A 22,664-nucleotide genomic window follows, 5' to 3' on the forward strand; every position below is an offset into this window, starting at 1 on the left:
GATGCTGAGACTCTGGGGACGCGTGTCGTCCATCAACGTGCGCAAGGTCCTCTGGGCCGCGCAGGAGCTGGGGCTGGAACTGCAGCGCACCGACGCGGGCGGCCAGTTCGGGCTCGTGCGCGAGCCGCAGTTCCTGTCGCTCAACCCCAACGGACTGGTGCCGCTCATCGAGGACGAGGGCGTCTCGCTCTGGGAGTCGAACACCATCGTGCGCTACCTCTGCGCGCGCTATGCGCCGGGCGATCTCTACCCCGAGGACCTGCCCACGCGCTTCCTGGCCGAACAGTGGATGGACTGGCAGCAGACCACCTTCAACCCGGCCGGCCGCGACGCATTCCTGCAGTGGATCCGCACGCCCGCGGCGCAGCGCGACCCGGTGGCGATCGCCCGCTCCGTGGCCGCCACCGAGCCGCTGATGGAACTGCTCGACGCGCACCTGGCGCGGCATGCCTACCTGGCGGGTGACCGTTTCACGATGGCCGACATCCCCGTGGGCTGCGAAATCCACCGCTGGTGGGGTCTGCCGCAGGAGCGGCCCGCCCGTCCACACCTGGAACGCTGGTTCAACGCGCTGCGCGCGCGCAGCGGCAGCCTGGGCGTGCTGGACCAGCCGCTCGCCTGATACCGCCCGCGGCGGCTGCTTTCACCCGATGCGACGGTGGTCAGGATGGCCGCCGGGGGAGGGCTGCGCCCGCACGGGTCAGGATGCCGCCCGGCGGCCCTGCCGTTTTTTCCTTGTCCGTCGTTTTTCCACAGGAGTTCACCATGCGCCAGCGTCCCTTCAAGCAAGTCGATGTGTTCACCGGCCGCCCGTACCTCGGCAACCCCCTGGCCGTGGTGCTCGACGGCGAGGGCCTGTCCACCGAGGAGATGCAGCATTTCACGAACTGGACCAACCTGTCCGAAGCCACGTTCCTGCTGCCCCCGACGGACGAGGGACGTGCGGCCGGGGCGGATTACCGCGTGCGCATCTTCTGCCCCGGCCGCGAGCTGCCGTTCGCGGGCCATCCCACGCTCGGCAACTGCCACGCCTGGCTGGAGGCCGGCGGCCGGCCTCGCGCCCCGGGACGCGTGGTGCAGGAATGCGGCGTGGGCCTGGTCACGCTGCGGCAGGACGGCAGCCGGCTGGCCTTCGCGGCCCCGCCGCTCAAGAAGAGCGGCCCGCTGCCGGAGGCAGACGTGGAACTCATCGCGCGCGGCCTGGGGCTGGCGCGCACCGACATCGTGGGCCATGCCTGGTGCGACAACGGCCCGAACTGGCGCGGCGTGATGCTCTCCTCGGCCGAGGCCGTGCTCGCGCTGCGGCCCGACGGGGCCGTGCTGAGCGCGCTCGACGTCGGCGTGGTCGGCCCCCGCGGCAAGGTGGGCGTGATCGGCAGCCACCCCGGCGGGGAGGTGGACGCGCCGGATTTCGAGGTGCGCGCCTTCTTCCCCGGCAACAACGGCCTGGCCGAGGACCCGGTGACCGGCAGCCTGAACGCCGCCCTGGCGCAATGGCTGATCGGCGCCCACCTGGCCCCGCCCCGCTACATCGCCAGCCAGGGCACCGCCCTGGGCCGCGCAGGCCGCGTGCATGTCGAACAGGATGGCGAGAACATCTGGGTGGGGGGCGGCTCCATCACCTGCGTGGACGGACAGGTGCTGCTGTGAGCCCGGCCCCCACGGACCCGGCTTCCGCCGTGGAGTGGCGCATCACCCTGGAATCGCTGGCGATGGCCCACCCCGATGCCGCGGCGCTGCAAAGCGCCTGCGCCACGGCGGGCGTCCACGGGCTGCTGCGCGGACCGGCTGACCGATCCTCCACCCCGCGCCTCGCGGCCACCTTCGCCACGCCGCTCGATACCGTCACCTGCACGTCCCACTCCCAGGAGAGCCGCCCATGACGTCCGCCTTCGCATTCACCCCGCAGGAACTCCTGCTCTTCGCCTTCGCGGCGCTGGTGCTCGTGCTCACGCCCGGCCCGAACATGGTCTATTGCGTCTCGCGCAGCCTGACGCAGGGGCCGCGCGCCGGGCTGCTCTCGCTCGCGGGCGTGGTCGCAGGCTTCGGCGTGCACCTGCTGGCCACCGCGCTGGGGCTGTCGGCGCTGCTGGTGGCCGTGCCGCTCGCCTTCGACGTGCTGCGCATCGCGGGCGCCGCCTACCTGCTGTGGATGGCGTGGCAGGCCGTGAAGCCCGGGGGCAGCGCACCGTTCGAGGCGCGCGACCTGCCGCACGACGGGCCGCGCAAGCTGGTCCTCATGGGCTTTCTCACGAGCGCACTGAACCCCAAGGTGGCCATGTTCTACGTCTCCTTCTTCCCGCAGTTCCTGCACCCGGAACGCGGCCAGTGGCTCGCGCAGACCTTCACCCTGGGCGCGCTGCAGATCGGCATCAGCGCGCTGGTCAATGCCCTGCTGGTGCTGTTCGCCGCGCGCGTGGCCCGCTTCCTGCACCGCAGCGCCGCCTGGGTGCGCGCGCAGCGCTACCTGATGGGCACCGTGCTCGGCGTGCTCGCCCTCAAGATCCTCTTCACCGAAAGAAAGGCCACGCCATGAACGCCGCGCTACCCGAATCCGCGCTCGATGCACCCGCCAGGCCCCACGCCGCGCTGCCCAGCCTGTCGGACATCGAGGCCGCGGCGGACGTGGTCTATGCCGACTTCGCCCCCACCCCGCAGTACCGCTGGGCACTGCTCGGCGAGCGCCTGGGCGCCGAATGCTGGGTCAAGCACGAGAACCACACCCCCGTGGGTGCGTTCAAGATCCGCGGCGGCCTCACGTATTTCGACCAGCTCGCCCGGCGCGGGGAGATGCCCCGCGAGGTGATCAGCGCCACCCGCGGCAACCACGGCCAGAGCCTGGGCTGGGCCGCGCGCCGCCACGGCGTGGCCTGCACCATCGTCGTGCCGCACGGCAACTCGGTGGAGAAGAACGCCGCCATGCGCGCCTTGGGCGTGTCGCTCATCGAGCACGGGCAGGACTTCCAGGAAGCGCGCGAGCACGCCATGCAGCTGGCGGACGAGCGCGGCGCGCACATGGTGCCGAGCTTCCATGCCGACCTGCTGCGCGGCGTGGCGACCTACTGGTGGGAATTCCTGCGCGCCGTGCCGCACATGGACGTGGCCTACGTGCCGATCGGCCAGGGCTCCGGCGCCTGCTCGGCACTCGCCGCCAAGCGGGCGCTGGGGCACGGCGTGCGCATCGTGGGCGTGGTGAGCGCCCACGCCACCACCTATGCGGAATCGATCGCGGCCGGCCACGTGGTGGAAGCGCCCGTCTCCACGCAGCTGGCCGACGGCATGGCCTGTCGCGTGGCGGACCCGGAGGCGCTGGCCATCCTCGCGCCCGGGCTGGACCACGTGGTGCGCGTGACCGACGACGAGGTGGCCGCCGCCATGCGCGCGCTGTTCGCCGACACGCACAACGTGGCCGAGGGCGCGGGCGCCGCCGCCCTGGCCGCCGCGCTGCAGGAGCAGGACCGGATCGCGGGCCAGGTGGTCGGGCTGCCGCTCACGGGCGGCAACGTGGACGCGCAGGCGTTCGCAGGCGTGCTGGCCGCCGCCGGCCACTGACGAGGGCGCCCGCCGGCGGCGAGGGCCGGAGACACGGAGTGCGGCGCGTCCGCGACACCCCGTCGCTGCCGCGACACGGCGCGGCCGGCCGCTCTGCCACATTGCCGTGCATGGGAACCCTCTACCTCGTACGCCATGCGCAGGCCTCGTTCGGCGCCCAGGACTACGACCAGCTCAGCCCCCGCGGCCACGAGCAGGCGGTGCGGCTGGGCACCTACTGGCGCGAGCGCGGCATGCGCTTCGATGCCGCCTATACCGGCACGCTGCGACGGCACGCGCAGACGCTGGCGGGCATCGCCGAAGGATTGCAGGCGGCGCCCGAGCCGCTGCAGACGCTGCCCACGCTCAATGAATACGACAGTGCCGCCCTGATCGGCGCCATCCACCCGCAGCCGCTGCCGCCAGCAGACACGCCCGAGCTCTACCGCCAGCACTTCCGCCTGCTGTGCGATGCGCTGGCGCAATGGATGGGCGGCACCATCAGCCCGGCAAACATGCCGAGCTGGACCGGATTCTCGGACGGGGTGCGCGCGGTGCTGGACCATGTGCGGCGCCACCATGCGGGCCAGAACGTGCTGCTGGTCTCCAGCGGCGGCCCGATCTCCACCGCCGTGGGCGCGGTGCTCTCCACCCCGCCGGAAGTGACCATCGCCCTCAACATGCGCATCCGCAACACTGCAGTGACCGAATTCAGCATCGCTCCCAAGCGGCTGATGCTGCAGACCTTCAACGCCCTGCCGCACCTCGACACGCCCGAGCACGCGGGCTGGGCCACCCACGCCTGAGACCTGTCCCGGGTCTTCCGTCAGCCGAACCGCAGCGCCGCCACGCCCGCCAGGATCACCGCCGTGCCCATGGCACGCTGCAGGCCGAAGGGCTCGCGCAGCCACAGGGTGCCCATGACGGCGGCGAAGAACACCGCGGTTTCACGCAGCGCGGCCACCGCCGCCACCGGCGCGCGCGTCATGGCCCAGAGCGCGATACCGTAGCTGCCCAGCGACGCGGCCGTGCCCAGCGCCGCGATGCGCCAGCGGCCCGCCATGTAGCGCAGGGCGGCCCGGCGCTCGCCCTCGCCCTTTCGCTGGTGGAGCACCAGCAGGAGGTACGGCAGCCCATCGAACAGGAACAGGGCCGCCACATAGCCCACCGCGTTCCCGGAGGCGCGCACGCCCAGCCCGTCGATGACGGTGTAGAGCGCGATGATGGCGGCATTCGCCAGGGCGAAGCGCAACGCCTTGCCGCGGTGGCCGCCGCCCTGCAGGCTGGCGGGGGACAGGCCGAGCAGCAGCACGCCCGAGCAGATGCCCGCCACGCCCCACCAGGCCCGGCCCGAGAGCGCCTCGCCGATGAACGGCTGGCTGCAGAGGGCCACCAGCAGAGGCGCGCAGCCGCGCATGACCGGATAGGTCAACCCCAGGTCACCATGCCGGTAGGCGCCGGCCAGGGCCGCGTAGTAACCGATATGCACCACCGTGGAGGCCGCGATGTACGGCCAGGCCGCCGCTGCCGGCAGGCCCGCGATGGCCAGCAGCGGCAGCGCCGCCACGCAACCCAGGCTGTGGATGAGGGCCGTGTCCAGGGCCTTGTCCGCCGCCGACTTGATGAGCGCGTTCCAGCCCGCGTGCAGCAGCGCGCCGCACAGCACGGCCAGGACGACACCGCCCTCCAGGCTCATGGGGCCGCTGCTGCGGCGGCGGTACCGCGCACCGGCCTGCGCGCCCCGGCCCGGGCGGGAGCGCCTGCGGCCGCGCCCCCAGGCGCCCGACGGCTGGCCTCCAGCGTGCGGGCCCGGCTGTTCATCACGTGCTGGAACATGGCCTGGCCCGCCGCCTCCGGATCGCCCGAGGCGATCGCCCGGACGATCTGCCTGTGTTCGCGCGCATACACGGCCATGGATTCGTCATTCAGGTTGCGGCGGCGGTAGAGCGACAGCTCCTTGACCAGCTTGCGATAGGTAGCCACCAGCTTGGCATTGCCCGCCAGCTCCAGCAGCCGGTCGTGGAAGGCGAGGTTGGTGCGGTGGAAGTCAGCCGCCGCGCCGGCGCGCGCGGCGCGGTCCATCGCATCGGCCATCTGCCGCAGCTCCCGCACCTGCGCCGGGGTGGCGGTTTCGGCCAGCTTGCGGCCGACGCAGAAGTCCATCACGGCGCGCACCTCGAAGATCTCCAGCGCCTCATCGACAGATACGTCGCGCACGAACACGCCACGGTTCTTCTCGGTGCGCACCAGCCCGGCCTCCTCCAGCATGCGGAAGGCCTCGCGCACCGGCCCGCGCGAGACGCCGAGCCGGTCGGCCAGCGTGGCCTCGGTGAGCTTGGCGCCCGGTGCCAGCACGCCATCGAGGATGAGGCGCTCGATCTCGGTCTGCACCAGGTCCGCCAGCGAGTGGCTTTGCAACTGCGCGATGCCCGGCAGCGGCGAGATTCTTCGGTCGGTCATGGCAACGATGCTATGCCGAAACACCGCAGATTGTCTGCAATCTGCAAAAAACAATCTTCCATCCAACCTGTTTCCGTGACATGCGACTGTCACGTCGGGTATGCACAGTGCGGACTTTCCCCAAGGAGTTCTCCATGCGTCCGCTCAAGCTTCTCACGGCCCTCGCCATCGGCCTCGCCATCGCCACGGGCGCGCTGGCGCAGAAGACCCAGCTCACCGTTTACACCGCGCTGGAAACCGACCAGATCAAGGCCTACCAGACCGCCTTCAACAAGGTGGAGCCCGACATCGAGATCAAGTGGGTGCGCGACTCCACGGGCGTCATCACCGCCAGGCTGCTGGCCGAGAAAGCCAACCCGCAGGCCGATGCCGTGTGGGGCGTGGCCGCCTCCAGCATGGCGCTGTTCGCAAGCCAGGGCATGCTGCAGCCCTACGCGCCGCTGAACCTGGACGCCGTCATGCCGCAGTACCGCGACGCGAAGAACCCGCCGGCCTGGGTGGGGATGGACGTGTTCGGCGCCGTGGTGTGCTTCAACACCGCCGAGGCGAAAAAGAAGAACATTCCCGTGCCCGCCACCTGGAAGGACCTGCTCAAGCCCGAATTCAAGGGACAGGTGGTGATGCCCAACCCCGCATCCTCGGGCACCGGCTACTTCGACGTGGCCGCATGGCTGCAGCTCTGGGGCGACGATGCCGGCCAGGGTGGCGGCTGGAAGTACATGGACGCGCTGCACCAGAACATCGCCCAGTACACCCACTCCGGCTCGAAGCCCTGCAACATGGCCGCCGCCGGCGAATACGTGGCAGGCATTTCGTTCGAGTACCGCGGCTATGCCAACAAAGCCAAGGGCGCGCCGATCGAGCTGGTGTTCCCCAGGGAAGGCCTGGGCTGGGACCTGGAAGCCTTCGGCATCTACCAGGGCACGCCCAGGATGGCGGCGGCCAGGAAGCTGGCCGACTGGGCCACGTCCAAGGACGCGATGATGCTCTACGGCAGGAACTTCGCCGTCACCGCGCAGCCAGGCGTGGCGCCGAAGCTACCGGGCATACCCGCCGACTACGAGTCGCGCCTCGTCAAGATGGACTTCCAGAAGTCCGCCCTGAACCGCGAGCGCATCCTGGCCGAGTGGACGAAGCGCTACGACGCGAAAAGCGAGGCAAAGAAGTGATGAATGCGCCGGCGGCGCGTGCCTTCGGCGTGGAACGCAGCGCCGGCGCTGCTCCGGGTGCTGCCGCCGCGGCGGCGCAGGCCCCGGCGGGCCACCTCCGCCTGGAAGGCGTGCACAAACGCTTCGGCACCTTCACCGCGCTGGAGCATATCGACCTGTCCGTCGCCCGGGGCGAGTTCGTGTGCTTCCTCGGCCCCTCGGGCTGCGGCAAGACCACGCTGCTGCGCATCATCGCCGGGCTGGAGGCACAGACGCGCGGCCGGCTCTGGCAGGCCGGGCACGAGATCTCCCACCTGCCGCCTGCACAGCGCGACTACGGCATCGTGTTCCAGTCGTATGCGCTCTTTCCCAACCTGCGCGTGGCCGACAACGTGGCCTACGGCCTGGCCAATCGCCGGCAGCCACGTGCGGCCGTGCGGGCGCGCGTCGAGGAACTGCTGCAGCTCGTCGGCCTGCCCGGCAGCGGCGGCAAATATCCCGCACAGATGTCCGGCGGCCAGCAGCAGCGCGTGGCGCTGGCGCGGGCCCTGGCCACCTCGCCCGGCCTGCTGCTGCTCGACGAGCCGCTCTCCGCGCTCGACGCCATCGTGCGCGTGCACCTGCGCAAGGAACTGCGCGCCCTGCAGCGCCGCCTGGGCGTGACCACCATCATGGTCACCCACGACCAGGAAGAGGCCCTGACCCTGGCCGACCGCATCGTGGTGATGAACCATGGCGTGATCGAGCAGGTGGGCACGCCGCTGCAAATCTACCGCGAGCCCGCGTCGCCCTTCGTGGCCGACTTCGTGGGCAAGGCCAACCGCCTGCACGCGGTGGCCGAAGGCGACCGCTGGTTCCGCTGCGGCGGCCTGCGCCTGCGCTGCGCCGAAGGCCGCGGCGCCGAGGCGCTGCCTGCCGGCAGCGAAGCCCTGCTCTACCTGCGCCCCGAAGACCGCATCATCGAGCGCCTGTCATCCGGCGTGCCCGGCCAGCCCGGCCTGTGTGCGGGCACCGTGCGGCGGCTGGAGTTCCTGGGCGGCACCTGCCTGGCGGAGCTGGACGTGGAAGGGCTGCCCGGCCAGCCCCTGCTGCTGCAGTTCTCGCTGAACCAGATGGACGAATTCGGCGTGCAGGAAGGCCGCCGCCTGGAGTTCGCCCTGCGCGAGGATCGCCTGCGCGCCTTTGCGCAGCCCGGCGGACGGAGCTGACGCCATGGCCACCCTGCCCGCCGCCCATCCTGGCTCCCCGGCGGCGCCGCGCCCGCGCACGGCCTGGAGCGACCGGCTCGCACAGGCCGCGCTGCTGGCCCTGGTCGCGCTGCTCTGCGTGGGGCTGCTCGCCCCCCTGGCCGCCAGCCTGGGGCAGGCCTTCGCGCCTGCCGCGGACGGTGGCGGCGGCAGCGCATTCGCCGACTACCTGCGCTCGCCCGCGCTGCTGCAGAGCCTCGCCAACAGCCTGCAGGTCTCGCTGCTGACCACCGCCATCGTCATTCCGCCGGCCTTCGCCTTCGCCTATGCGCTGACGCGCAGCTGCATGCCGCTCAAGCGCCTGCTGCGCGGCATCGCGCTGCTACCGCTGCTGGCGCCCTCGCTGCTGTCGGCCATCGCGCTCATCTACTGGTTCGGCAACCAGGGAGTGGCGCGCGGGCTGTGGCAGGCCCTGGGCTTCGACGGCATCTACGGCGCACCGGGCATCGTGCTGGCCGAGTGCTTCGCCACCTTTCCGCATGCGCTCATGATCCTCGCCACCGCGCTGGCGCTGGCCGATGCGCGGCTCTACGAAGCGGCCGACGCCATGGGCACGCGCCCGCTGCGGCGCTTTCTCACCATCACCCTGCCCGGCGCGAGGTACGGCCTCGTTTCCGCCGCACTGGTCACGTTCACGCTCGCCATCACCGACTTCGGCATTCCGAAGGTGGTGGGCGGCAACTTCAACGTGCTGGCCACCGACGTGTTCAAGCTGGTCATCGGCCAGCAGGACTTCCGGCGCGGCGCGGTGGCGTCCCTGCTGCTGCTGGCGCCGGCCGTGCTCACCTTCTGCATCGACCACCTGGTGCGGCGCCGGCATACCGCCGCGCTGGGCGCGCGCGCCGTGGTGCTGGCGCCCCGGCCCGCGCCCGCCTTCGACGCGGCCATGGCCGCATTCTGCGGGCTCGTCGCCGTGCTGATGCTGGCGATGTTCGGCATGGCATCGTTCGCCTCGCTCGCCACGCTCTGGCCCTACAACCTCGCGCCCGGGCTGGACCACTACGTGTCGGGCCTGGTCGATGCCGAGATGGGCGACGCGCTGCTCAACAGCCTGGTGCTCGCGGCCGGCACGGCCGCCTGCGGTACGGCAGCGGCGTTCGCAGGCGCCTACCTGCAGGAGAAGATGCGGGGCATGCCCGCGCTGCGCACGCTGCTGCGCCTGATCGCCATGCTGCCCATGGCCGTTCCGGGCCTGGTACTGGGCCTGGGCTACATCTTCTTCTTCAATGCACCGGGCAATCCGCTGCACGGGCTCTACCAGACCATGGCGCTGCTGGTGCTGTGCACGGTGGTGCATTTCTACACCACCGGCCATCTCACTCTGGTGACCGCGCTGCGCGCCATCGACGGCGAATTCGAGGCCGTGTCCGCCTCGCTCAAGGTGCCTTTCTACAAGACGCTCTGGCGCGTCACGCTGCCGATCTGCCTGCCCGCGCTGCTGGACGTCGCGCGCTACTTCTTCGTGAACGCGATGACGACCGTGTCGGCCGTGGTGTTCCTGTATGCACCGCAGACGCGGCCCGCCTCGGTCGGCATCCTCAACCTCGACGATGCGGGCGACACCGCCGGCGCGGCCGCCATGGCGGTGCTGGTCTCGGCCGTTTCCATCGGCACGAGCCTGCTCTTCCTGCTGGCGGGCTGCCTGGCCGAACGCCGCACCCAGCGCTGGCGGGCGCGCTGATGCGGCACCACGGATTTCAACCCACACCCTGCATGCAAGCACAGCACGCTTCACCGCATTACGACCTGATCGTCGTCGGCGCCGGCATCGTCGGCCTGGCGCACGCCTACACTGCCGCCTGCCGCGGCCTGTCGGTGTGCGTGGTCGACAAGGATGCCGCCTGCGTCGGCGCCTCCATCCGCAACTTCGGCTTCGTCACCGTCACCGGCCAGGGCGCGGGCGACACCTGGCGACGGGCACGGCGCGCGCGCGAGGTGTGGGAAGACATCGCCCCGCAGGCCGGCATCGACATCGTCCACCAGGGCCTGTGGCTCACGGCCCAACGGTCGCAGGCGCTGCGCGTGCTCGAGCAGTTCATGGCGACGGAAATGGCCGAAGGCTGCGAGCTGCTGGCGCCACCGGAGGCCGCGCGGCGCGCCCCGGCGCTGCGGCTCGACGGCCCGCGCGGACCGGCCCAGGCCGTGCTGTACAGCCCGCACGAGGCGCGCATCGAATCGCGCACCGCCATCGGCCTGCTCGCCCGCTGGCTGGAAGAGGCGCACGGCGTCGCCTTCCGCTTCGGCGAACAGGTGCTGGAAGTGGCCGCGCCCCGCGTGCGCACCGCGCGCGCCACGCTGCACGCCGAGCGGGTGGCCATCTGCACCAACACCGAACTGGGCGGCCTGCTGGCCGGCCGCATCGCGCCCCACGGCCTGCGGCTGTGCCAGCTCCACATGCTGCGCGTGCAGCCTCCGGAGGGCTTCCAGCTGCCCGGCTCGGTCATGGGCGACCTGAGCCTCGTGCGCTACCACGGCTACAGTCGCCTGCCCGCCGCCCGGGTCCTGCGCGCGCAGCTCGACGTGGAGGAAGGCGAATCGCTGGCCCACGGCATCCACCTGATCGTGGTGCAGAGCGCCGACGGATCGCTGGTGGTGGGCGACTCCCACCACTACGGCCCCGTGCTGGAGCCCTTCGCCGACACCCGCGTGGACGATCTCATCCTGCGCCACCTGCGCGAAACCCTGCACCTGCCCGACTGCCGCGTGACCCACCGCTGGCTCGGCACCTACCCCTCCTCGCCCGCCACCGACTGCCTGATCGATGCGCCCGACGACGCCACGCGCCTCGTCCTCGTCACCAGCGGCACCGGCGCCAGCACCGCCTTCGGCATCGCCGAGGATGTTTTCGCCGCCTGGTGAACCGGGCCATCCACTCCATGAACGCAAGCCCCCCTCCGCTCCGCCTGCAGGCCGCCGTCTTCGACTGGGCCGGCACCATCGTCGATTTCGGCTCCCGCGCGCCCATGGGCGCCTTCGTGCGGCTCTTCGCGCAGTTCGGCGTGGAGATCACCACCGCCGACGCCCGCGGCCCCATGGGCATGGCCAAATGGAACCACATCCAGGCCCTGGGCCGCCTGCCCCATGTGGCCGCGCAGTGGCAGGCGCGGCACGGCCGGCCCTTCGGCGATGCCGACGTGGACCACCTGCACGAGGTCTTCACGCCCATGAACGCCGCCGTCATCCCCGAACACGCCGACTTCATTCCCGGCGCCCTCGGCCTGGTGGCCGCGCTGCGCGCGCGCGGGGTCAAGATCGGCTCCACCACCGGCTACAACCGCCCCATCATGGAGGTGCTCGCGCCCCTCGCCCGCGGCGCCGGCTACGCGCCCGACAACCTGGTCTGCGCGGGCGACCTGGCGGCCGGGCGGCCCTCGCCGCTCATGATGTACCGCTGCTTCACGGACCTGGGCGTGTGGCCCCCCGCCACCGTGGTGAAGGTGGACGACACCGGCGTGGGCGTGCAGGAAGGCACCGCCGCCGGCACCTGGGCCGTGGGCCTGGCCATCAGCGGCAACGCGGCCGGCCTGTCGCTGCAGGAATGGAATGCGCTGGACGCCGCGGCGCAGCAGCAGGTGCGCGGCCAGGCCACCACCGAACTCCGGGCCGCGGGCGCGCACTACGTGATCGACACCGTGGCGGACCTGCTGCCCGTGCTGGACGACATCGATGCCCGGCTGGCGCGGGGCGAAACGCCGCCCACCGCCTGATCCGGGGCCGTGCCCCAGGGTCTGTTAACGCTATGCAAGGGGATCGCGTTGCTTCGCGAAGGGGCTGGGTGCAAGGCGCCTGGGCGTAGCAAGGCCGGGGCCTTGCAAGCACGGGCAACGCTGCAAGCGGCCCCTTCGCGGAGCAACCCGAAGGGAAGCTCATCACAGCCCGCCCCCCGGCGTTGCGCTCCTTGTACGTGTGGACACACGCACGGCGTCGCGCGCCTTGATGGGCGGGCTGTGATGAGCTTCGCGACCCCTTGCATAGCGTTAACAGGCCCTAGGGCCCTTCCACCAGCGTGCCGTCCGGCAGGTCGGCGATCTCGCCGAGCAGCGCCGCCAGCTGCGCAGCCGCGGCCTCGACCACGGCACGCCCCTTTTCCGCGGTGGCGCCGGCCGCATCGCCCACCGCGCCCGCCGGGTGGTAGTCCTGGATGGCCCATCCCATCCTGGCGCTGCGGCCGTTGCCCAGTATGGGATAGCGCTCCGCGCGGTCCTGCGAGGTCGAGCGGAACCGCCCGGCATGCGCCATGCGCACGGTCTGCGGCGCGAGGTGCAGCATCATCGACGTCTCCACCTGCCCGCCGTGGATGCCGAAGCGGTGCTCCTCGGCGCTGAACAGGCCCTGCACCGCATCCGGCAGCGGCAGGCTGAACCAGCTCGCGCTGTACACCAGCAGGCCGTGCCGCTGCCGCAGCTCGCGCGCCACGATGTCCATCACGCTCACCTGCCCGCCGTGGCCGTTGAAGAGCAGCAGCTTCCGGATGCCTGCGCGGGCCACGCAGGCGCCCAGCTCGCTCCAGAGCGCGATCACCGTGGCCGGCGACAGCGTGAGCGTGCCCGGAAAGGCCGTGTGCTCGGTGCTCAGGCCCACGTCCTGCGGCGGCAGGAAGAGCACGGGCAGGTCCGCCGGCAGCAACGGCAGCGCGGCATCGATCACCCCCCGCAGGAGCGCGGCGTCCACGGCGAGCGGCAGGTGCGGACCGTGCTGCTCGATGGCAGCCACCGGCAGCACGGCCACGGTGCACCCGGCCAGGCCCGAGGCCCGGGCCTCGGAGAAATCGCGGGTGGAGAGTTCGGCCCAATAGCGGGAGGGATAAGCCATGGCCGCCATCGTAGGGCATGGGCCCAGCCCATCAGTGGTAACGATAGGCGCGCCGTTACGCATAGACATCACCTTCCCATATCATTTTGCATTGAATAAAAACAATAAGTAACAACCCCCGGAGTGATAGCGTCCTATACGTTCCGTAGAAAGTTGCCACAGGGAGGAAAGTCGTGAATTTATTGAAGAACATCCGTTTGGGAGCCATGCTGGGCACGGGCTTCGCCATCGTGATCGCCATAGGCTTCCTGGTCGCCGCGTACGGCCGGTTCCAGCTCGACCGCACGGGCACCAATCTCCAGGCGCTGTCGCGCGAACGGCTGGACATCCTCCTGCAGCTGCAGCAGGTCAAGGACAACACCAACGTCGTCGCCCTCGCGGTGCGCAACCTCGCCATGCTGGAAAACGACGCCTCCATGGCCGAAGAGAAGAAGCGGCTCGACAACGTGATCGCCCAGACCTCGGAACTCATGGGCAAGATGCAGCAGCGCGTGCGCTCGCCCCAGGGCAAGGTCCTCATGGAACGCATCTCCGATGCCCGCCCGCAGTTCCTCGGCACCGTCGAGAAGGCGGCGAAGCTCGGCCTCGCCAACGACATGGTCAACGCGCGCACCGTGCTGCTCGGCGAGATGCGCACCGCGCAGCACGCCTACTTCCAGGCCGTGGAGGACATGATCGCCTACCAGCGCAAGATGACCATCGACATGGCGGAGTCCTCCAGCAGCACCGCCAGCGCCGCGGGCAACACCATGATCGTGCTGGCCGTGCTGTCTGCAGCACTCGGCGCGCTCGTCGCCTGGTCGATCACGCGCCGCGTGAAGGGCCAGCTCGGCGGCGAACCCGCCTACGCCGCCCAGATCGCCCAGGAAGTCGCCCGCGGCAACCTCGCCGTCCACGTCGACCTGCGCCCCGGCGACTCTTCCTCCGTCCTCGCCGCCATGGGCGCCATGCGCTCCAACCTCGCCCAGGTCGTCTCCGAAGTCCGCCACAGCAGCGAATCCATCGCCACGGGCGCCTCCCAGATCGCCACCGGCAACGCCGACCTCAGCCAGCGCACCGAGGAGCAGGCCTCCAACCTCCAGCAGACCGCCGCCTCCATGGAGCAGATGAACTCCACCGTCAAGCAGAACGCCGACACCGTCCGCACCGCCTCCCAGCTCGCCTCCTCCGCTTCCGCCACCGCCGCCCGTGGCGGCGAGGTCGTGGGCAACGTCGTGCGCACCATGGAGGACATCACCGCCTCCTCCCGCAAGATCGGCGACATCATCGGCGTCATCGACTCCATCGCCTTCCAGACCAACATCCTCGCCCTCAACGCCGCCGTCGAGGCCGCCCGCGCCGGCGAGCAGGGCCGCGGCTTCGCCGTCGTCGCCTCCGAAGTCCGCACCCTCGCGCAGCGCTCTGCCCAGGCCGCCAAGGAGATCAAGGCCCTCATCGGCGAGAGCGTCTCCAAGGTCGAGACCGGCTCCCAGCTCGTGGGCGAGGCCGGCTCCACCATGGGAGAGATCGTCGAGCAGGCCCGCCGCGTCGCCGACCTCATCGCCGAAATCGGTGCGGCCACCCACGAGCAGGAGCAGGGCATCTCCCAGGTCAGCGACGCCGTCAACCAGCTCGACCAGGTCACCCAGCAGAACGCCGCCCTCGTCGAGGAATCCGCCGCCGCCGCCGACAGCCTCAACTCCCAGGCCTCCCGCCTCGTCGAGCTCGTCAGCGTCTTCCAGGTCGATGCCGACGCATCCCAGGCCGTCATCGCCCAGGCTCAGTCCCGCAGCCGCGACACCGCACGCGCCGCATCCGCCGCCCTGCAGCACGCCAGGACGCCCGCCGCCGGACCGCGCGCAATGCCCAGCCTCACTGCCGCTCCGAAGATGCCCGCATCGGTGCAGGCATCGGCCGCCGTTCGGCCAGCCCTGGCCCCGGCGCAGCAGCCGGCCGCACCTGCGCCCGCCCGGGCCGCCAGCCCGAACAACGACGACTGGGAAACCTTCTGACACCGGGCGGCCCGCGGCGCCGAGCCCTGCGGGGGCCTACCTCCGCAGCGCCCTCGCCTGCCGCCTGCGCCAGGCGGCATCCACCGCCAGCATGCACAGCAGCGACAGCCCCAGCAGGGGCAGCAGCACGCCGGCCACGGCCATCATCCCGGCCACCACCCAGAGGGCGCGCGGCTGCGCCGGCAGCGGCGGCACGCCCAGCCCCCCGGCCGGGCGGCGCTTCCACCACGCCACCGCGCCCGCGACGCACAGCAGCACGATGCCGGCGCAGGCCACGGCCAGCACGATCTGGTTGGCCGCGCCGTACTGCTGGCCCAGGTGGACATTGATGCCCCACTCCAGTCCCCGCGCCACCGGCCCGTAGTCGGCATAGCCCATGTCGAGCAGCGGCCGGCCGCTGTACTGGTCCAGGTGCACCACCCGCTGCCGGCCGAGATCGGCCGGATAGGCCGAGGCGGTATAGACGCCGCCCGCTCCCTGCGGCGCAGCCACGCCGAAACCCGGCGCCAGGCCCAGCCGCGTGAACACCGCCATCGCGGCGTCCAGGCCGACCGGCGGCATGGGCTGCGGCCCGGCGGCCTGGGCTGCCGCCTCTCCGCCGTGATCTGCGTGCTCCCCGGCCCCGTCCTGGCCCCCATGGCCTTCATGGCCTGGATGCCCTCCATGGCCTCCGCGCCCGCCGGCCACCATCGCGGCCGGCACGGCCGAGGCCACGGGCACGCGTGCCTGCTGCAGGCTCCACGGCACGGACAGCGTGTCCGCCACGGGCACGGCCGACATCGGCACCTGCACGCGCACGCCGGCCGGATAGCCCCAGTGGCTGCCGTTGGCCCAGGCATTCACCTGCGCCCCCCAGAACACCGACCAGGGCATGCCCGTCAGCGCCAGGAACGCGAGGATCGCGCCCACGCCCAGGCCCAGCACCGCATGCAGGTCGCGCCAGAACACCCGCTCGGCCGGGCGCCCGCGCACCGTCACCACCCCACCCCGGCGGCCGCGCGGCCACCACAGGTACAACCCCGTCGCCACCAGCACCACGGCCCAGCCCGCCGCCATCTCGATCACGCCGCGCGCCACCGGGCCGATCACCTTCAGGCTGTGCAGCCGCCGGATCTGCCACGACAGCGTGCCCCGCTCCGGCAACTGCCCCAGCACCCGTGCCGAGCCCGGATCCACGTACACCGCCACGCGGCGCCCGTCCGCGGTGGCGATGCCCACGTTCGCGCTGTCCCCCGGCCCCGCGGCCGGCGTGTAGCGGAACCACTGCCCCGGCTGCACCGCCACCGCAGCGGCCACCAGCGCGCTGGGCGGCCGCGCCGCGCCCGGTGGCACGGGTTGCGCCACGCGCAGCAGATCGCGGTGATACCAGCCATCGATCTCGCCCTGGAACAGGAACGCCCCGCCAGTCACCGCCAGCCAGGCCAGGAAGGGCAGCACCAGCAGCCCGGCATAGAAATGCCAGCGCCACACCGCGCGGTACAGGCTCCCGGCGGTGATCGTGGCCGCGGTCTTGGTGGTCGATGCCATGGTCAGAACCTCCATCCCAGGCTGACCGCGACGCTGCGGCCGTCGCCCGGCGAATAGCCCGAAGAACCGCTGTCGTACCACGCATAGACATAGCGCCGGTTCGTCGCGTTGCGCACCTGCACGCCGACGTCCACGGTGGGCGTGAGCTGCCAGCTGGCGCCCAGGTCCAGCAGCGCATAGCGCCCCGTGCGGCCCTGGGTGTTGGTGCGGTCCAGGTCATAGTCGCCCTGCGCCGTCACCATGGCCGACAGGCGCAGCACCTCCGTTGCGCGCACCTGCAGGCCTGCGCTCGCCAGGTAGTGCGGCACGTTCTCCACCTCCCGCCCGGCGGTGTCCGGCGCCGACGGGTCGGGCACGGTGATGCGCGCCACCTGGTGCGAATAGGCGACCCAGCCCGTCCAGCGCGCGTCCAGGCGGGCATTGAGCTGCGCGTCCCAGCCCTTGCGCCGCGTGCGCCCCACGTTGCCCAGCCCGCCGGGATCGGGCAGCCCGTCCACACCCAGCACGCGCGCCACCTCGCCCGAGGCGCGCTGCTGCCACGCCGCCACCCGCGCCTCCCAGCCCGGCGCAGGCTGCCAGCGCACGCCCGTCTCCCAGCCGTCGTTGATCGACGGGCCCAGGTCGCGTGCCTGCGTGCGGTAGGCATCGATGCCCGAGCCCACCTGGAAGGTGCGGCCCGCATTCGCATACAGCGTCACGCCCTCGCGCGCCGTCCAGGCGACGCTCAGCTTGGGCTGCCGGATGGTGCCGTAGTCGTGCATGCCGTAGCGCTGCCCCGTCAGCCGGTCGGTGAAATCCCCGCCCAGCCGGTCCACGCGCAGCGCCGGCACGATGCGCAGCGACGCCACCGGCTGCACCACCGCCTGCACATACGCCCCCTGCGTATGCACGTCGAAATCCCAGTCCCGGAACTGCGAAGTCCGCACGCGATCGGCCGTGCGCCAACGCTGCGCGCCGTTGTCCTGCCACTGCGCATCCACTCCGCCTTCCAGCGTGAACGCATGCGCCCACGCCACCGCAGGCCGCCACGTCAGCACACCCGACAGCCCGCGCTGGTCCTCATCGTTGTCGCGCTCCTGCTGCATGCCCGACGGCGAGAACCGCACCCAGCGCTGGTTCTCGTAATGGCTGGCGTACGCGCGCGCCGTCCACGACAGGCGCTCGGCCAGCCGGGCCTCCCAGTGCAGCCCCAGCTGCCCCGTCTCGCGCGTGCTGCGGTCCGAGGCCGACCACGGCGGCGACCAGCGCGGCTGCGCCGCCGCCTGCTCGCGCGTCAGGTAGCCGGATTCATCCGCCGCATTGCGGAAAGTGCGCGCCGTGAGGCCTGCGCGCCAGCCACCGCCCGGATCGGTGTAGAACCACTTGCCCGACAGCGCGTGCTGCGTGCCCTCCGCATGGTCACGCCAGCCGTCGCCCGTGCGCCAGAACACGCCGTAGTTCTGGCTCCACGGCCCCGACTCGATGCCCTTGACCACCTGCAGGTCGCGCGTGCCGAAGCTGCCCGCCGTCAGCGTCGCGCGGCCCTCGTTGCCGCCCGTGCGCGTCAGCACGTTCACGTTGCCCGCGATGTTGTTGAGCCCGTAGCGCGGGTCATTCGTGCCGCGCACCACTTCCACCGCCTCGATGTCGAGCGGGAACACCGCATCCAGGAACGGCATGCCGCCCGCGTTGTCGTTCGACGGGATGCCGTCGATCAGCAGCTTGACCGCATTCACCCGGCCCTCGCCATTGAAGCCGCGGAACGAGAAACGCCCCGCGTCCACCCCCTGCCGGAACGGCGTGACCTGCACCCCGGGCGCGCGGCCCAGCAGCTCCCAGGTGTGGTCCACGCGGGCGTCCTGCAGCACCTCGCCGCCCACGATGTCCACCGACGTGGAGACGCTGCGCGCCGGTAGCGCGCCGCCGGGGCCCTCGCGCACCTCCACCGTGCCGAGCGTGAGCGCGGGGCCGGCTTCCGCCGGTACGGAGTTTGCCGCCGTGCCATGGCCGCCGACGGCCCCGGGCACTTCCTGCCCCCAGGCCGCCAGCGCGGGAAGGGCCGCCAGCGCGACCGCGGGCCAAGGAAGCCGGAACGCGGGAGAAGACGAAGAAGGAACAGAAAAAGAAAAAGACAAACGGAAGCGACGACGAAGCCGGTCCATATCCACCTCGCGCAAGCGGTGCCCACCCGGCCCACGCGAGCGCGGACCGGACGGAAAAAAACGGGGAGACGAAGGAGAAGGAAGACCTCTGCCGCGGAGGCGGCCCCAGGGGACCTGGAAGCGCGGCAGCCCTGCCGGAAGAAGGCAGGCCGGTCAGGCCCGCGCGGGCGGCCCGCGCGCCGGCAGCGGCGCACCCACCAGCGCCGCGAGGCGCGCGGCCGCCACCGGCTGCAATGCATGCGCCAGCGGCTGCCCCATCGGCACCGCCAGCACCACCGGCACGGGCGGCGGGGCACCCGGCGCGAGGCACAGCGCGCAATCCAGGCCATGCTGGCCCATCTCGCGCAGGCCGCTGCCGTCGTCCCGCATGACCACCAGCTTGGCGGCGCCGGCCGCATTGCAGACCACCTGCAGGCTCTGCGGATGCAGCAGCGGCGACGCCGCGGCCATGCCGAAGGCGAGCATCCACCACGCCAGGACCAGCGGGGCCAGGCGGCGGAGGCGGGGCAGGAAGGGAGTCACCAGGACGACAAGAGATGGTTCGGATGCAGAGACGGCAAGGCGGGCGTCCTGCATTACCGGAGCATTATGCGGCGGCAGTGCAAACTCCCTCTTTCGGAAGTCCACCCGCCAGGCAAGCCCGCGATGAACCCGGAACGCTCGGCGCAGGTCTTTGGAACGCAAGCGCTCCCGCCGCCGGAGCCGGCGCTACCATCGCCGGATGACCCACGACGAAGCCCTCGCCTCCACCACCCGCGACCTGTTCCGCGAAGACGCCTACCTGCGCGAATGCCGCGCCACCGTCGCCGCCGTGCTGCCCGACGGCGGCATCGTGCTCGACCGCACGGTGTTCTATCCCCTGGGCGGCGGGCAGGCGGGCGATGCCGGGGTGCTGGTGCGGGCCGACGGGCGCGAGGTGCCGATCGCCGATACGCGCAAGGCCAAGGACGCCGAAGGCAAGCCCACGGCCGCCATCGTGCATGTGCCGGCGCCCGGCGCCGAGCCACCCTCCGTGGGCGAGGAAGTCACCGCCCGCATCGACTGGGAGCGCCGCCACCGGCTGATGCGCTTCCACACCACCACCCACCTGCTGTGCCACCTGGTGGCCCAGCCCGTCAACGGCTGCTCGGTCACGCCCGACACCGCGCGGCTGGATTTCCACATGGACGGCCCGCTGGATGCCGCCGCCCTGAACGCCGACATCGCCCGGCTCGTGGCCGAGGCGCACCCCGTCACCATCGGCGCCATCAGCGACGCCGAACTGGACGCCCAGCCCGACCTCGTCAAGAGCATGAGCGTGCAGCCGCCGCGCGGCAGCGGCCAGGTACGCACCGTGCGCGTGGGCACGCCGGGGCAGCCGCTCATCGACCTGCAGCCCTGCGGCGGCACCCACGTCGGCAGCACCACCGAGATCGGCGCGGTGGTCGTCACCAGGATCGAGAAAAAAGGCGCCATGGCCCGCCGCGTGGTGCTGGGCTTCGCGGCCTGAGCGCGCGTCCAGGAACCAACGCCGCCCGCGCCGCTCCCACACCGCGCCATGTCCGTCCGCCTCCTGCAGCGCCTGCTGCCGCCCCTCGCCCTCCTGGCTGCCTTCACCCTGGCGGCCCCGGCCTCCGCCCAGTTGCTGTCCCAGCCCGCCGGCGGCGCCTCCGCCGGCACGGCGGCCGGCAGCAGCACCGTCACCACCCCGCACGTGCGCGCCGAACTGGTGGCCCACGCTCCCGACGGCGTGGGGCCGGGCAAGCCGCTCTGGCTGGGCCTGTCGATCACCCACCAGCCCGAGTGGCACACCTACTGGAAGAACCCGGGCGACTCCGGCCTGCCCACGCAGATCGCATGGCGCCAGCTGCCGACGGGCATCGACGCGGGCGAGATCGCCTGGCCCGTACCGCGCAAGATCCCCATTGGCACCCTGGCCAACTACGGCTACGAGGGCACGGTCCTGCTGCCCGTGCCCATGACCGTCTCGGGCGCGTTCTCGCCGGGCCCGCTGGCGCGCAATGCCACCTTCACCCTGCATGCCTCATGGCTGGTCTGCCGCAAGGAGTGCATTCCCGAAGAGGGCACCTTCACCCTGCAGGTGCCCATCGCCAGCACCACCGCCATGCAGGCGCAGGATTTCGAGACGGCGCGCCAGGCCCATCCGCAGCCGCTGCCCGCGCCGCCCGCCGCGGCCGCCGGCGGTACCCGCAGCCATGCGCGCGTGGAACGTGGCATGCTGGTACTCACCGTGGCCGGCCTGCCCGAGGCGGTGCGCGGCAAGCCGATGGACTTCTTCCCGGAAACGCCCGGCGTCATCGAAACCGCCGACGACGGCACCCAGGACTGGCAGGGCGACGTCTGGACCGCGCGCGTGGCGCTATCGGCCCAGCGCAGCGAGGGCCCCATGCCGCTGCCCATCGTGCTCGCCCAGGGCGGCCGGGGCTGGCGCGCCGAACTGCCCGTGGAAGGCGGCTGGCCCCGGCCCGCCTCCATGGCCACCGTCTCGCCCGCCCTGGAGGCCGCCCTGCGCGCGAATGCGCAACAGGCATCGGCACCGGCTCCGGCGGCACCCGCCACCCCGGCCCCGGCCGGCGTGCTGGCGGCCGCGTTGCTGGGCGCCATGCTCGGCGGGCTGGTGCTCAACCTCATGCCCTGCGTGTTCCCGGTGCTCGCCATCAAGGTGGCCGGCTTCGCGCGCCACGGGCAGGACCGGCGCGCCCACCGGCTGGGCGGCATCGCCTACACGGCCGGCGTGGTGCTGTCCTTCCTCGCCCTGGGCGGCGCCATGCTGGCGCTGCGCGCGGCCGGCGAGGCCGTGGGCTGGGGCTTCCAGCTGCAGTCGCCCGCCGTGGTGGCTGTGCTGGCCGCGCTGTTCACGCTGATCGGCCTCAACCTCTCGGGCGTGTTCGAGTTCGGCCGCATGCTGCCCTCCTCCTTCGCCGGCCTGCAGGCGCGCCACCCCGTGGCCGACGCCTTCCTGACCGGCGTGCTGGCCGTGGCCGTGGCCTCGCCCTGCACCGCGCCCTTCATGGGCGCCTCGGTCGGCCTCACGGCCACGCTGCCGGCCGCGCAGGCACTGGCGGTGTTCGCGGCGCTCGGCATCGGCCTCGCCCTGCCCTACCTCGCCGCCAGCTGGGTGCCCGCCGTCGCCCGCGCCCTGCCCCGCCCCGGTGCCTGGATGGACACGCTGCGCCGCTTCCTCGCCTTCCCCATGTTCGCCACCGTCGTCTGGCTGGTCTGGGTGCTCGGCCAGCAAAGCGGCATCGACGGCGCGGCCGCCCTGCTTGCCCTGCTCGTCGCGCTCGGCATGGTCGTGTGGGCCTGCACGCTCGCGGGCCGCGCGCGCCTGGCGCTGGCGCCGCTCTCGCTGGCAGTCTTCGCAGCCCTGGCCGTGGCGGCGGTTCCCAAAATCACCGAAGCCGTCCCGCCCGTGGCCTCGGCCGCCTCCGCAACCCAGGGCACGCCCGGTGCCGCCGCATCGGCCTGGCAACCCTGGCGCCCGGGCCTCGCGGACGAACTGCTCGCCCAGGGGCGCCCCGTGTTCGTGGACTACACCGCCGCCTGGTGCGTCACCTGCCAGTTCAACAAGAAGACCACCCTCGCCAGCGACGCCGTGCTGCGCGAATTCGCGGGCCGCAACGTGGCCCTGCTGCGCGCCGACTGGACGCGCCGCGACCCCGCCATCACCGCCGCGCTGGCGCAACTGGGGCGCAGCGGCGTGCCGGTCTATGTGCTGCAGGCGCCCGGCCGGCCGCCGGTGGTGTTCTCGGAGATCCTGGGGGAGAGGGAATTGCGCACGGCGCTGGCGGCTCTGTAGCCCGGCCC

At 72.0% G+C, this 22,664-nt stretch carries 20 protein-coding genes; 14 read left to right on the forward strand and 6 right to left on the reverse strand.

The genetic code is table 11. The features are described 5' to 3' along the window. Position 1: 1 nt before the first annotated feature. The 6 genes from BLR05_RS14600 (at position 2) to BLR05_RS14625 (ending at position 4,337) form a co-directional block, all read left to right on the forward strand. The gene (locus BLR05_RS14600) at positions 2–622 is read left to right on the forward strand and encodes a glutathione S-transferase (RefSeq protein ID WP_092835419.1); all 621 of its coding nucleotides are present in this window, start codon (positions 2–4) and stop codon (positions 620–622) included. Between the two features lie 143 nt (positions 623–765). After that, positions 766–1,650, forward strand: a complete 885-nt coding sequence (locus BLR05_RS14605) for a PhzF family phenazine biosynthesis protein (RefSeq protein ID WP_092835421.1) — start codon at positions 766–768, stop codon at positions 1,648–1,650. Next, positions 1,647–1,883 carry a hypothetical protein gene (locus BLR05_RS14610; RefSeq protein WP_230681055.1) on the forward strand — a complete coding sequence of 79 codons (237 nt, stop codon included), beginning with the start codon at positions 1,647–1,649 and terminating at the stop codon, positions 1,881–1,883. The genes BLR05_RS14605 and BLR05_RS14610 overlap by 4 nt, the downstream gene beginning before the upstream one ends. Next, positions 1,880–2,536 (forward strand): LysE family translocator, encoded by a 657-nt coding sequence (locus BLR05_RS14615; RefSeq protein ID WP_092835423.1) that lies wholly within the window; start codon positions 1,880–1,882, stop codon positions 2,534–2,536. The genes BLR05_RS14610 and BLR05_RS14615 overlap by 4 nt, the downstream gene beginning before the upstream one ends. Further along, positions 2,533–3,552, forward strand: coding sequence for a threonine dehydratase (locus BLR05_RS14620; RefSeq protein WP_092835425.1), 1,020 nt, complete (start codon positions 2,533–2,535; stop codon positions 3,550–3,552). The genes BLR05_RS14615 and BLR05_RS14620 overlap by 4 nt, the downstream gene beginning before the upstream one ends. A gap of 110 nt (positions 3,553–3,662) precedes the next feature. Further along, a complete protein-coding gene (locus BLR05_RS14625) occupies positions 3,663–4,337 on the forward strand; it encodes a histidine phosphatase family protein (protein ID WP_092835427.1) in 675 nt (224 codons plus the stop codon). 20 nt (positions 4,338–4,357) lie between these two features. On the opposite strand, the gene BLR05_RS14630 is transcribed toward BLR05_RS14625, so the two are convergent. Both BLR05_RS14630 and BLR05_RS14635 read right to left on the reverse strand, forming a co-directional pair. Beyond that, on the reverse strand, positions 4,358–5,227 hold the full coding sequence (locus tag BLR05_RS14630; RefSeq protein ID WP_092835429.1) for an EamA family transporter: 870 nt from the start codon (positions 5,225–5,227) through the stop codon (positions 4,358–4,360). Next, a complete protein-coding gene (locus BLR05_RS14635) occupies positions 5,224–5,991 on the reverse strand; it encodes a phosphonate utilization associated transcriptional regulator (protein WP_092835431.1) in 768 nt (255 codons plus the stop codon). The genes BLR05_RS14630 and BLR05_RS14635 overlap by 4 nt, the downstream gene beginning before the upstream one ends. A gap of 134 nt (positions 5,992–6,125) precedes the next feature. On the opposite strand from BLR05_RS14635, the gene BLR05_RS14640 reads away from it, so the two are divergent. Genes BLR05_RS14640 through phnX form a run of 5 tightly spaced genes read left to right on the forward strand, consistent with a single transcriptional unit; the run spans position 6,126 to position 12,093 of the window. Next, the gene (locus BLR05_RS14640; protein WP_092835433.1) at positions 6,126–7,160 is read left to right on the forward strand and encodes a putative 2-aminoethylphosphonate ABC transporter substrate-binding protein; all 1,035 of its coding nucleotides are present in this window, start codon (positions 6,126–6,128) and stop codon (positions 7,158–7,160) included. Then, complete coding sequence (locus BLR05_RS14645) at positions 7,160–8,347, forward strand: putative 2-aminoethylphosphonate ABC transporter ATP-binding protein (RefSeq protein ID WP_092835435.1); 1,188 nt, start codon at positions 7,160–7,162, stop codon at positions 8,345–8,347. The genes BLR05_RS14640 and BLR05_RS14645 overlap by 1 nt, the downstream gene beginning before the upstream one ends. A 4-nt stretch (positions 8,348–8,351) precedes the next feature. After that, the gene (locus BLR05_RS14650) at positions 8,352–10,067 is read left to right on the forward strand and encodes a putative 2-aminoethylphosphonate ABC transporter permease subunit (protein WP_092835437.1); all 1,716 of its coding nucleotides are present in this window, start codon (positions 8,352–8,354) and stop codon (positions 10,065–10,067) included. Positions 10,068–10,099: 32 nt separating this feature from the next. Next, positions 10,100–11,245 carry a TIGR03364 family FAD-dependent oxidoreductase gene (locus tag BLR05_RS14655; RefSeq protein ID WP_092835439.1) on the forward strand — a complete coding sequence of 382 codons (1,146 nt, stop codon included), beginning with the start codon at positions 10,100–10,102 and terminating at the stop codon, positions 11,243–11,245. A 17-nt stretch (positions 11,246–11,262) separates the two neighbouring features. Then, complete coding sequence (phnX, locus tag BLR05_RS14660) at positions 11,263–12,093, forward strand: phosphonoacetaldehyde hydrolase (protein ID WP_092835497.1); 831 nt, start codon at positions 11,263–11,265, stop codon at positions 12,091–12,093. A 280-nt stretch (positions 12,094–12,373) separates the two neighbouring features. Here the strand turns inward: phnX and BLR05_RS14665 are convergent, their stop codons facing one another. Beyond that, positions 12,374–13,207 carry a creatininase family protein gene (locus tag BLR05_RS14665; RefSeq protein ID WP_092835441.1) on the reverse strand — a complete coding sequence of 278 codons (834 nt, stop codon included), beginning with the start codon at positions 13,205–13,207 and terminating at the stop codon, positions 12,374–12,376. Positions 13,208–13,371: 164 nt separating this feature from the next. Between BLR05_RS14665 and BLR05_RS14670 the strand changes: the two genes are divergently transcribed. Further along, positions 13,372–15,189: a methyl-accepting chemotaxis protein gene (locus tag BLR05_RS14670; protein ID WP_092835443.1), complete on the forward strand. Its 1,818-nt coding sequence runs from the start codon at positions 13,372–13,374 to the stop codon at positions 15,187–15,189. Positions 15,190–15,225: 36 nt separating this feature from the next. Here the strand turns inward: BLR05_RS14670 and BLR05_RS14675 are convergent, their stop codons facing one another. The 3 genes from BLR05_RS14675 to BLR05_RS14685 all read right to left on the reverse strand — a co-directional run bounded on the left by BLR05_RS14675 (position 15,226) and on the right by BLR05_RS14685 (position 19,379). After that, entirely contained in the window at positions 15,226–16,716 is a 1,491-nt protein-coding gene (locus tag BLR05_RS14675) for a PepSY-associated TM helix domain-containing protein (RefSeq protein ID WP_092835445.1), read from the reverse strand. Positions 16,717–16,718: 2 nt separating this feature from the next. Further along, on the reverse strand, positions 16,719–18,830 hold the full coding sequence (locus tag BLR05_RS14680; RefSeq protein WP_244160100.1) for a TonB-dependent receptor: 2,112 nt from the start codon (positions 18,828–18,830) through the stop codon (positions 16,719–16,721). Between the two features lie 180 nt (positions 18,831–19,010). After that, positions 19,011–19,379 (reverse strand): DUF2946 family protein, encoded by a 369-nt coding sequence (locus BLR05_RS14685; RefSeq protein ID WP_244160101.1) that lies wholly within the window; start codon positions 19,377–19,379, stop codon positions 19,011–19,013. Between the two features lie 199 nt (positions 19,380–19,578). Between BLR05_RS14685 and BLR05_RS14690 the strand changes: the two genes are divergently transcribed. Further along, on the forward strand, positions 19,579–20,346 hold the full coding sequence (locus BLR05_RS14690) for an alanyl-tRNA editing protein (RefSeq protein WP_092835451.1): 768 nt from the start codon (positions 19,579–19,581) through the stop codon (positions 20,344–20,346). A gap of 48 nt (positions 20,347–20,394) precedes the next feature. Next, the gene (locus BLR05_RS14695; protein WP_208606019.1) at positions 20,395–22,656 is read left to right on the forward strand and encodes a protein-disulfide reductase DsbD family protein; all 2,262 of its coding nucleotides are present in this window, start codon (positions 20,395–20,397) and stop codon (positions 22,654–22,656) included. Positions 22,657–22,664 lie beyond the last annotated feature (8 nt).

The sequence above is a fragment of the Paracidovorax cattleyae genome (assembly GCF_900104515.1).
GTDB classification, from domain to species: Bacteria; Pseudomonadota; Gammaproteobacteria; order Burkholderiales; family Burkholderiaceae_C; genus Paracidovorax; species Paracidovorax cattleyae.

Coding starts and splice junctions, on each gene's coding strand:
- BLR05_RS14665 (WP_092835441.1), bottom strand. CDS start 13,207: ATGGCGGCCATGGCTTATCCCTCCCGCTATTGGGCCGAACTCTCCACC.
- BLR05_RS14650 (WP_092835437.1), top strand. CDS start 8,352: ATGGCCACCCTGCCCGCCGCCCATCCTGGCTCCCCGGCGGCGCCGCGC.
- BLR05_RS14620 (WP_092835425.1), top strand. CDS start 2,533: ATGAACGCCGCGCTACCCGAATCCGCGCTCGATGCACCCGCCAGGCCC.
- BLR05_RS14615 (WP_092835423.1), top strand. CDS start 1,880: ATGACGTCCGCCTTCGCATTCACCCCGCAGGAACTCCTGCTCTTCGCC.
- phnX (WP_092835497.1), top strand. CDS start 11,263: ATGAACGCAAGCCCCCCTCCGCTCCGCCTGCAGGCCGCCGTCTTCGAC.
- BLR05_RS14635 (WP_092835431.1), bottom strand. CDS start 5,991: ATGACCGACCGAAGAATCTCGCCGCTGCCGGGCATCGCGCAGTTGCAA.
- BLR05_RS14630 (WP_092835429.1), bottom strand. CDS start 5,227: ATGAGCCTGGAGGGCGGTGTCGTCCTGGCCGTGCTGTGCGGCGCGCTG.
- BLR05_RS14645 (WP_092835435.1), top strand. CDS start 7,160: ATGAATGCGCCGGCGGCGCGTGCCTTCGGCGTGGAACGCAGCGCCGGC.
- BLR05_RS14625 (WP_092835427.1), top strand. CDS start 3,663: ATGGGAACCCTCTACCTCGTACGCCATGCGCAGGCCTCGTTCGGCGCC.
- BLR05_RS14695 (WP_208606019.1), top strand. CDS start 20,395: ATGTCCGTCCGCCTCCTGCAGCGCCTGCTGCCGCCCCTCGCCCTCCTG.
- BLR05_RS14605 (WP_092835421.1), top strand. CDS start 766: ATGCGCCAGCGTCCCTTCAAGCAAGTCGATGTGTTCACCGGCCGCCCG.
- BLR05_RS14600 (WP_092835419.1), top strand. CDS start 2: ATGCTGAGACTCTGGGGACGCGTGTCGTCCATCAACGTGCGCAAGGTC.
- BLR05_RS14675 (WP_092835445.1), bottom strand. CDS start 16,716: ATGGCATCGACCACCAAGACCGCGGCCACGATCACCGCCGGGAGCCTG.
- BLR05_RS14655 (WP_092835439.1), top strand. CDS start 10,100: ATGCAAGCACAGCACGCTTCACCGCATTACGACCTGATCGTCGTCGGC.
- BLR05_RS14640 (WP_092835433.1), top strand. CDS start 6,126: ATGCGTCCGCTCAAGCTTCTCACGGCCCTCGCCATCGGCCTCGCCATC.
- BLR05_RS14690 (WP_092835451.1), top strand. CDS start 19,579: ATGACCCACGACGAAGCCCTCGCCTCCACCACCCGCGACCTGTTCCGC.